The organism is Sulfobacillus sp. TH-112, assembly GCF_057473405.1.
Genome location: NZ_JBYCKN010000082.1, coordinates 1 through 5,554, shown reverse-complemented (window position 1 = coordinate 5,554; position 5,554 = coordinate 1). Strand labels below are relative to the sequence as shown.

Sequence of the window (5,554 nt, the reverse complement as noted above, 5' to 3'; positions counted from 1 at the left end):
CTCCCACGGAAGTCAAACAGCCATAGACTGGATACGGACGAGCAGAAAAGCGGCAAGTACATTTCATGGTGCAAAGATTATTGGGGCTCAAGGAATAACCTAAGCCGGATGACGTGGCGGATGCCCTCGCGATCGCCATTTGTGGAGCGGAATTAGAACGTTACCAAAAGGTGGTTGGGCCGAGGTAAGAATGGTGGGTTAGACAATGATTGTCGAGATTGAAGGAATTTTGGGAGAAAAGCGCGCGGGCTACGCCATCATTCGTACCTCCGGGGGGCTCGGTTATGGTGTCGAGGTGCCGCATGAGACGGAAATGACGCTGCCTAACGTGGGGGAGCGGACCCGTTTATATACGCATCTCATTATTCGAGAAGACACCTGGCGGCTTATCGGGTTTTCGACAGAAATTGAGCGCATGGTCTTTTTAGACCTCCTCGATGTGAATGGGGTGGGCGTGAAAGGGGCGCTCTCCGTGATGAGCCATCTTGGTGTGGAGCGATTGCGACAGGTGGTATTATCGGGCGACTGGAAAGAACTTAAGGGGTCACCGGGGATTGGCACCAAGATCGCTCAACGAATTCAACTGGAATTGTTGGGACGCTGGGGAAATAGCGAGGAGCGCGATGCGTTGATGGTCACGGCTCCGGTTGCGAGCGCGTCTCCCACTGAAGATGATGTGGTGTCAGCGCTCGTATCGTTGGGCTATCATCTGGCGGAAGCGCAAGACGCGGTTCGGGGAGTGAGAGCGGATGCGCCTCAGGAGCGCCTGCGTGAGGCCTTGCGGGCACTTGATCGAGGGAGGGCACGGTAATGGATGAACCGCGGATTGTCGGTGCGCAAGTGATGCCGGAAGAAACCGATCTGACTCTTCGTCCCCAGCGGTTGGCGGACTATATTGGTCAAGATGCCATTCGCGAGCGGTTGGCCATCTTTATTGAGGCGTCTCAGAAACGGCGTGAGGCCCTAGATCATGTCTTATTCTATGGTCCGCCAGGGTTGGGAAAAACCACCTTGGCACACATTATTGCTAACGAATTGGGAGTGAACATCCGATTTACCTCTGGTCCTGCAATTGAGCGGGCAGGCGATTTGGCGTCGGTCTTGACCAATCTTGAAGCAGGCGACGTGCTTTTTATAGACGAAATTCATCGTTTAGCGCGCACCGTGGAAGAGGTCTTATATCCAGCAATGGAAGATTTTCATTTGGACATTATGCTGGGCAAGGGTCCTAGTGCTCGATCGGTGAGGTTGGATTTGCCGCGGTTTACCTTGGTGGGCGCTACCACGCGAGCAGGGATGTTAAGTGCCCCGCTTCGCGATCGGTTTGGGGTGATTGTCCATTTGGATTTCTACACCGCGCAGGAATTGGCAGAGATTGTGAAACGCTCAGCCAAGGTATTAGGAGTTTCTCTGGATGATGACGCCGCCTTTGAAGTGTCGCGGCGTAGCCGTGGTACACCGCGAATTGCGAATCGGTTGTTGCGGAGACTGAGGGATTATGTTGAGGTTCGGGGGAATGGAGAGATTACCTACGAAATGGCTCAGGAGGGTTTGGCTCTTTTAGAGGTCGATCCTGACGGGTTGGATATGGTTGATCATCGCCTCTTAGAAACGCTCTATCTTCGGTATCAAGGGGGACCCGTTGGGCTCGAAACTTTGGCGGCCGCGATTGGAGAAGAAAGTGGCACCATCGAGGATGTGTATGAGCCGTACTTGTTACAACAGGGCTATATTCAACGCACGCCACGCGGTCGGACTTTAACGATGCTGGCTTATCAGAAAATGGGTTGGGCTCTTCCTGAAGACAACCCACAAAAAAATTTATTTGAGTAATCGTTTTGGTACTAAAATATTTCCCTGGTTGCGAAGTTATTAGAAGGCGGGGTGAATAGCCTGGGAATCCGATTTCGGCGCTCGCGCCAGGACGACCCAAGTGTCATGTTGGATAGGGCCAAGAATGGAGATGACGAGGCCCGTAATCAATTGATTCAGGACTATACACCGTTCGTATTGAAGGTCGCCAGTCAAAAAACTGGGCGCTTTCTGCGTCCGGGGATTGATGAAGAGATCAGTGTTGCCCTTTTGGCATTTAATGAGGCCATTTCTTCGTATGATGGCAAGCGTGGAAGTTTTCTTTCTTTTAGCCAAACTGTAATTCAAAGGCGCTTAGTCGATTATTTCCGGAGAAACCGGGGACGGCGCAATGAGGTGACATTCAGTGAATTTGATGATGAAGCCGGCGAACAGCCGGATTCGAATCCACTAGATAAGCTGGCACATGCCTCATGGGGAATGCAGCAAGAGCAGGAAGCCCGTCGACAAGAAATAGAAGAATATAAAGAGATGCTGCATCGCTTTGAAATTCGTTTTGAAGATTTAGTGGAGGTTGCACCGAAGCACCGGGATGCGCGAGCACGCGCGATCGGTATTGCCCGATCGATTGCCCGTCACGATCAATATCGGGAGGGGCTCATGCAACGAGCGGAGTTACCCGTTAAGAAGTTGGTGGAGGAATTTGGTGTCAGTCGCAAATTGGTGGAGAGAAATCGCAAGTATATTATTGCGGTAGCAATCATTCTGATGCACGATTTTCCGTTTCTTCAAGGGTATGTGTTAAATCAATAGAAAGGTTGAAGCATATGAGTATGCGCGGTGTGGTAATGTCATTAGATGAGGGCCGTGCCACGGTGTTGTTGCCCGGAGGCGTCTTTCGTACGGTACCGTTACAGGGTCAAGCCGTGGATATTGGTCAAGAAATTTGGATTCCTGAGCCTCACTCACGGAAGTATGGATGGTGGGCGATTCCGCTCGTAGCGGCGATAGGAATATTTCTTGTACTCTCGCGCACGACCGCACCGATTTTAGGGTCAAGTTCGGTGGTCGCGGTCCTTAGTGTCGATATTAATCCTAGTATCAACCTGGATATTTCTAGTCAAGGGCGCGTTGTCGGTGAAGTGGGGTTTGATGCGGCAGGCAAGAAATTATTGCAGACGAAATCGCTGCTGGGACTGAAGGCCCCATCGGCCGTTGAATACATTGTCAGCGAAGCGTACCGAGACGGATACCTTTCTTCATCCACACCCGATATTGTGTTAGGGGCGGTATTTACCAAGCATAAGGCCTCATGGTTCGACGAACTTTCTTCTATGGCCTCAAAGATCATGTACCAGGATAGAGTGAATGGTTCGGTGGTGACCGTAAGCGGGATTAGTGCTCGTTTGGTCGCCGAGATGAACAAGCCCGAGGTTTCGGTGGGCCGGTATCTTCTGTGGCAGCATGGTTCGTTAGCGGTGAGACGGGCACTGACGGCAATCCAAGTGCGTACCATGCCGGTAGAAAAATTGCTGGCTTCAACGACGACGGTGATAGCCCCTGCCAGTACGCCTCCTGTGTCCACGGGACTGTCCAGTTCGCCTACGCGCGAGAGTCCAACTACAACCGAGTCTCATAGTGAGTCGTCGAGTCCATCGGTTGCGATACGGTCCAGTCAGTCAGTGTTGCCGAGCTTACCTATATCCACCCCCTCAATCTCTGTGTCGACGCCGGTCTTATCGTTGCAAGTCGGAGGAAGCGGGGGCTCTTCGGAAAATAAGAGTCCCCAAACCTCGTCGTCGAGTGCCTCTGGGGGGCTTTTGGACTCGACCCCGCCTAGCGCGACGTCCACCAGCGCCATCTCGCCCACGAACAACACGTCAACGGCACCAACGTCCAGTAGTCATCATAACCCACCGCCTTCGTCTAGTCCCCCGGCGCACTCTACACCACCTCTCAACCCGATTACGACGGTGAGTAGCGTTCTGAACCAGTTAGGCCTATAGTCAATGAAGGAGTTTTTGACTCAGCCCACGAAATGAATGTGGGAAGATAGGACTAAGGGGGATTTTGAATGAAAGGCACGTCTATTTATTGGTTGTTTTTTGTGCTGTTGATTGCGATGACAGGTTGGATGTTTTGGCAACAGTCACGTCAACAAAAAAATCGACGGCAAGTGCAAAGTACGCTGCAGTCTGGGCAACAAGTAGTGACTGTGGGAGGAATTATAGGGACAGTAGAAACCGTCGAAGAAAATTCGTGCACGTTGCGGATTGCTGATGGTGTGGCTGTCACGGTATTGAAGTCCTCCATAGGTGGACAATATCCCGCAGGAGGCTCGGTGCGATAACACCACACCGAGCCTTTTGGCGTGTTATGGACAGGGCTATGCTATAATACCCACGAAACCGGAAACTGATCGGTTAGATATTTTGAAGGAGGCGTTATCAGTGGCGGATACGTCACTTAATCCGTTTCTACGAGCGCAACAAAGCTTTAAAGAAGCTGTCGAAACACTGGGCCTTGAGCCGGCCGTGTATGAAATTCTAAAGCAACCAATGCGAACGTTTGAAGTCGCTGTTCCGGTCGTTCGTGATGATGGAACCCTTCAAGTGTTCCCCGGATACCGTGTGCAACATAATGATGCTCTTGGACCGACAAAAGGGGGCCTTCGCTTTCATCCTGATGTGAATGTGGATGAAGTGAAGGCTCTTGCTATGTGGATGAGTGTGAAGTGCGCCTTATTGGGGCTCCCTTACGGTGGAGGCAAAGGCGGAGTCGCCTGTGATGTGGACCAGCTGTCAGAGGGCGAGATTGAACGGCTCAGCCGTGAATACATACGTGCCGTAAATTTAGTGATTGGACCAGATAAAGATATTCCTGCTCCCGATGTTTCCACCAATCCCCAAATTATGGGGTGGATGGTAGATGAGTACTCCCGAATTCGCGGAGAAAATACTTTTGGACTCATTACTGGAAAGCCCTTAGTGATTGGCGGTTCGCAGGGACGGGTGGAAGCTACCGGTCGAGGGCTGGTGTTTGCGACCCGTCAGTTGGCTACCGAACTGGGAATGGACTTTTCTAAGGCGCGGGTAGCGGTCCAAGGATTTGGCAATGTGGGGTCGGTTGCCGCCACTATCGCTTTTCGTATGGGCGCAAGTATTGTGGCCATCTCGGATAAAGACGGTGGTCTCTATAATCCGGCCGGAATTGATATGGATGACTTGCTTGAGTACAAGAAGGTTAACCGCAATTTGCTGGGCTATTCTAAGGCCGAACCGATTTCGAACCAAGCGTTATTAGAACTGCCGGTGGATATTCTTTTTCCCGCAGCTTTGGAAAATCAAATCACTGCCGACAATGCCGCAAACATTCGCGCAAAAATTGTGGGTGAAGGGGCTAATGGTCCGACCACTCCCGAGGCCGATGCGATATTATTTGATAACGGAGTCATGGTGGTGCCCGACGTATTAGGCAATGCCGGAGGCGTGACGGTCTCGTATTTTGAGTGGGTTCAGAATCAGAGCCGCTTTTATTGGACCGAGCAAGAGGTCAATGCGCGCCTCGAAGAATACATGGCTCGCGCCATTTCAGAAATGCATCGCATGCATGAGCGATTTGGTGTGACATTGCGTAAGGCCGCCTATCTCGTGGCGACCGACCGCTTGGCACAAGCGATGCGAGTGCGCGGATGGCTTAAATAATCGCTGCGTCTAGTACGTGCGTTTAAGTTAAGGAGGAT

Annotated in this window: 6 protein-coding genes and 1 pseudogene; all 7 read left to right on the top strand. The window is 51.7% G+C overall.

The annotated features are described in order from the left end of the window. A pseudogene (locus ACOJWD_RS05445) lies at positions 1–188 on the top strand (crossover junction endodeoxyribonuclease RuvC); the annotation flags it as partial. 17 nt (positions 189–205) lie between these two features. Continuing rightward, the gene (gene ruvA, locus ACOJWD_RS05440) at positions 206–811 is read left to right on the top strand and encodes a Holliday junction branch migration protein RuvA (RefSeq protein WP_486992206.1); all 606 of its coding nucleotides are present in this window, start codon (positions 206–208) and stop codon (positions 809–811) included. Then, on the top strand, positions 811–1,833 hold the full coding sequence (gene ruvB / locus ACOJWD_RS05435; RefSeq protein WP_486992205.1) for a Holliday junction branch migration DNA helicase RuvB: 1,023 nt from the start codon (positions 811–813) through the stop codon (positions 1,831–1,833). Before ruvA ends, ruvB begins: the two co-directional genes overlap by 1 nt. A 51-nt stretch (positions 1,834–1,884) precedes the next feature. Continuing rightward, positions 1,885–2,625: an RNA polymerase sigma-I factor gene (gene sigI / locus ACOJWD_RS05430; RefSeq protein WP_486992204.1), complete on the top strand. Its 741-nt coding sequence runs from the start codon at positions 1,885–1,887 to the stop codon at positions 2,623–2,625. A gap of 14 nt (positions 2,626–2,639) precedes the next feature. Next, positions 2,640–3,818 (top strand): anti-sigma-I factor RsgI family protein, encoded by a 1,179-nt coding sequence (locus tag ACOJWD_RS05425; RefSeq protein ID WP_486992203.1) that lies wholly within the window; start codon positions 2,640–2,642, stop codon positions 3,816–3,818. Between the two features lie 68 nt (positions 3,819–3,886). Next, positions 3,887–4,162 (top strand): preprotein translocase subunit YajC, encoded by a 276-nt coding sequence (gene yajC, locus ACOJWD_RS05420; protein WP_486992202.1) that lies wholly within the window; start codon positions 3,887–3,889, stop codon positions 4,160–4,162. 100 nt (positions 4,163–4,262) lie between these two features. Continuing rightward, on the top strand, positions 4,263–5,516 hold the full coding sequence (locus tag ACOJWD_RS05415) for a Glu/Leu/Phe/Val family dehydrogenase (RefSeq protein ID WP_486992201.1): 1,254 nt from the start codon (positions 4,263–4,265) through the stop codon (positions 5,514–5,516). The last annotated feature ends 38 nt before the right edge of the window (positions 5,517–5,554 follow it).

Coding starts and splice junctions, on each gene's coding strand:
- ACOJWD_RS05425 (WP_486992203.1), top strand. CDS start 2,640: ATGAGTATGCGCGGTGTGGTAATGTCATTAGATGAGGGCCGTGCCACG.
- yajC (WP_486992202.1), top strand. CDS start 3,887: ATGAAAGGCACGTCTATTTATTGGTTGTTTTTTGTGCTGTTGATTGCG.
- ruvB (WP_486992205.1), top strand. CDS start 811: ATGGATGAACCGCGGATTGTCGGTGCGCAAGTGATGCCGGAAGAAACC.
- ruvA (WP_486992206.1), top strand. CDS start 206: ATGATTGTCGAGATTGAAGGAATTTTGGGAGAAAAGCGCGCGGGCTAC.